Source organism: Nocardioides sp. NPDC057577 (assembly GCF_042801335.1).
Taxonomy (GTDB): domain Bacteria; phylum Actinomycetota; class Actinomycetes; order Propionibacteriales; family Nocardioidaceae; genus Nocardioides.
In genome coordinates, this window is record NZ_JBHVGB010000320.1 from 1 (window position 1) to 1,997 (window position 1,997).

A 1,997-nucleotide genomic window follows, 5' to 3' on the forward strand; every position below is an offset into this window, starting at 1 on the left:
GCTGGGGGACGTGTCCCTCGGCGTCGAAGCCTGGGCCGGCAAGACCCCGCTGGTCGAGCCCTCGCCGCCGTCGGTCGAGCCGTCGTCGCGACGAAGGAGCGACGACGTGTCGAGACCAACACGCTCCCGTCAGCGCAAGCCCCGCCCGGCGGACCCCGCAGACCCCAAGAACGACCCCGAGCCCGACCACGAGGCCATCGCCCGCAAGATCCTCCTCGACGCCCTGACCGGCCAGGCGCGCAGCCGCAAGGAGCTCGCCGACAAGCTCGAGAAGAAGGAGGTTCCGGCGGCCCTGGCGACACAGCTGCTGGACCGCTTCGAAGAGGTCGGCCTGATCGACGACGAGGCCTTCGCCAAGGCCTGGATCGCCAGCCGACAGCCCGGAAAGGGTCTGGCCCGACGAGCCCTGGCCCAGGAGCTGCGCCGCAAGGGCATCGACGACGACGTGGCCCGCGACGCGCTCGACGAGATCGACCCCGACGACGAGCGCGAGGCCGGCCGGCGGATGGTCCGGCGCAAGCTGCGCTCCCTGGAGCGCTTCGACGACCAGACCAAGACCCGGCGTCTGGTCGGGATGCTCGCCCGCAAGGGATACGGCGCCGGTGTGGCCTACAGCATCGTTCGCGAGGAGCTCGCTCTGGCCGATGACGATGGCACCGGCGGTCTCGTGTCAGAATCCGATCTGTGAGTGAGCAGCAAGAGCGCGAGATCCTGACCTACGACCTCTTCGGCACCGCAGTGCGCGACATCGCCCAGAAGGTCGTCGACAGCGGCTACGAGCCCGACATCGTGCTCTCCATCGCCCGTGGCGGCCTGGCCCTGGGGATGGGCCTGGGCTACGCCCTCGACGTGAAGAACCTGTCCGCGGTCAACGTGGAGTTCTACACCGGCATCAACGAGCGCCTCGACGTCCCGATCATGCTCCCGCCGACGCCCGCGGCCGTCGACCTGACCGGGATGAAGGTGCTCATCGCCGACGACGTCGCCGACACCGGCAAGACCTTGGAGATCGTCCACGACTTCTGCGAGGGCCACGTGGCCGAGGCCCGCACCGCGGTGATCTTCGAGAAGCCGTGGACGGTGATCAACGCCGACTACGTCTACAAGAAGACCGACCGCTGGATCGACTTCCCGTGGTCCTCCCAGCCGCCGCTCGTCGACCGCCGCGGCGGCCAGGCCCACTGACCCGGCGGCGCTAACCTGGGTCCATGTTCACGCCGGTCGCGGTCCACACCGGGACACACCGTCTCGGTGGCGTGACGCGCCCGGGGGAGAGCTGGGCATCGGCGGCGACGAGGATCGCCGGGCGACCTGCGTACGCCGTGGACCTCTCCGGCGAGGTCAAGGAGTTCTCCTCCGACCCGATGCCGGTGGTGGCACTGCGGCCGATGACCCGCGGCGACCTGCCCCATCTGATCCGGTGGCTCAACGCTGAGCACGTGCACCGGTGGTACGCCGTCGACGGGGAGCCGACGCCCGAGTGGGTGGCCGACAACTACGGGCCGGACATCGACGGCAAGACCCCGGTGACGTTCTGGGTGATCGAGGTCAACGGGCGCTCGATCGGCTTCTGCCAGGACTACCGGATCAGCGACGAACCGGACTACGCGTTGCTCACCCCCGACCCAGACGCGATCGGCTTCGACTACGCGATCGGCGAGCCGGCCTTCGTCGGTCGCGGGATCGGGCCGCGGATGGCCTGGGTCTGGCTGACCTCGATCCCGCGCCGCTATCCCGGTGCGACGGCCTGCTTCGCCGCCCCCGACCACCGCAACGCCGCCTCGCTGCGGATGCTCGCCAAGGTCGGCTTCGAGCAGGGCACCTGGTTCGACGAACCCCAGCCCGACGGTTCGACGACCACGATGGTCGGCTGCTCGCTGGATCTCCGGCGCGTACTGTGCTGACCCGTCGCCGAGTCGGCTCAAACTGACGCGATTCCGCGCCGAGTCGGCACGTCCTGACCACTTCTTGTGCCGAGTCGGCGCGTCATGACGAGC

Annotated in this window: 3 protein-coding genes; all 3 read left to right on the top strand. The window is 69.6% G+C overall.

Annotated features, from left to right (window positions below):
- Position 1: 1 nt before the first annotated feature.
- The 3 genes from ACFU7D_RS29425 to ACFU7D_RS29435 are packed head-to-tail and all read left to right on the top strand — an operon-like array spanning position 2 to position 1,904.
- Positions 2-688, top strand: coding sequence for a regulatory protein RecX (locus tag ACFU7D_RS29425; protein ID WP_378874031.1), 687 nt, complete (start codon positions 2-4; stop codon positions 686-688).
- Positions 685-1,185, top strand: coding sequence for a phosphoribosyltransferase (locus tag ACFU7D_RS29430; protein WP_091040933.1), 501 nt, complete (start codon positions 685-687; stop codon positions 1,183-1,185). Before ACFU7D_RS29425 ends, ACFU7D_RS29430 begins: the two co-directional genes overlap by 4 nt.
- Positions 1,186-1,208: 23 nt before the next feature.
- The gene (locus tag ACFU7D_RS29435) at positions 1,209-1,904 is read left to right on the top strand and encodes a GNAT family N-acetyltransferase (protein ID WP_378728034.1); all 696 of its coding nucleotides are present in this window, start codon (positions 1,209-1,211) and stop codon (positions 1,902-1,904) included.
- Positions 1,905-1,997: the final 93 nt, after the last annotated feature.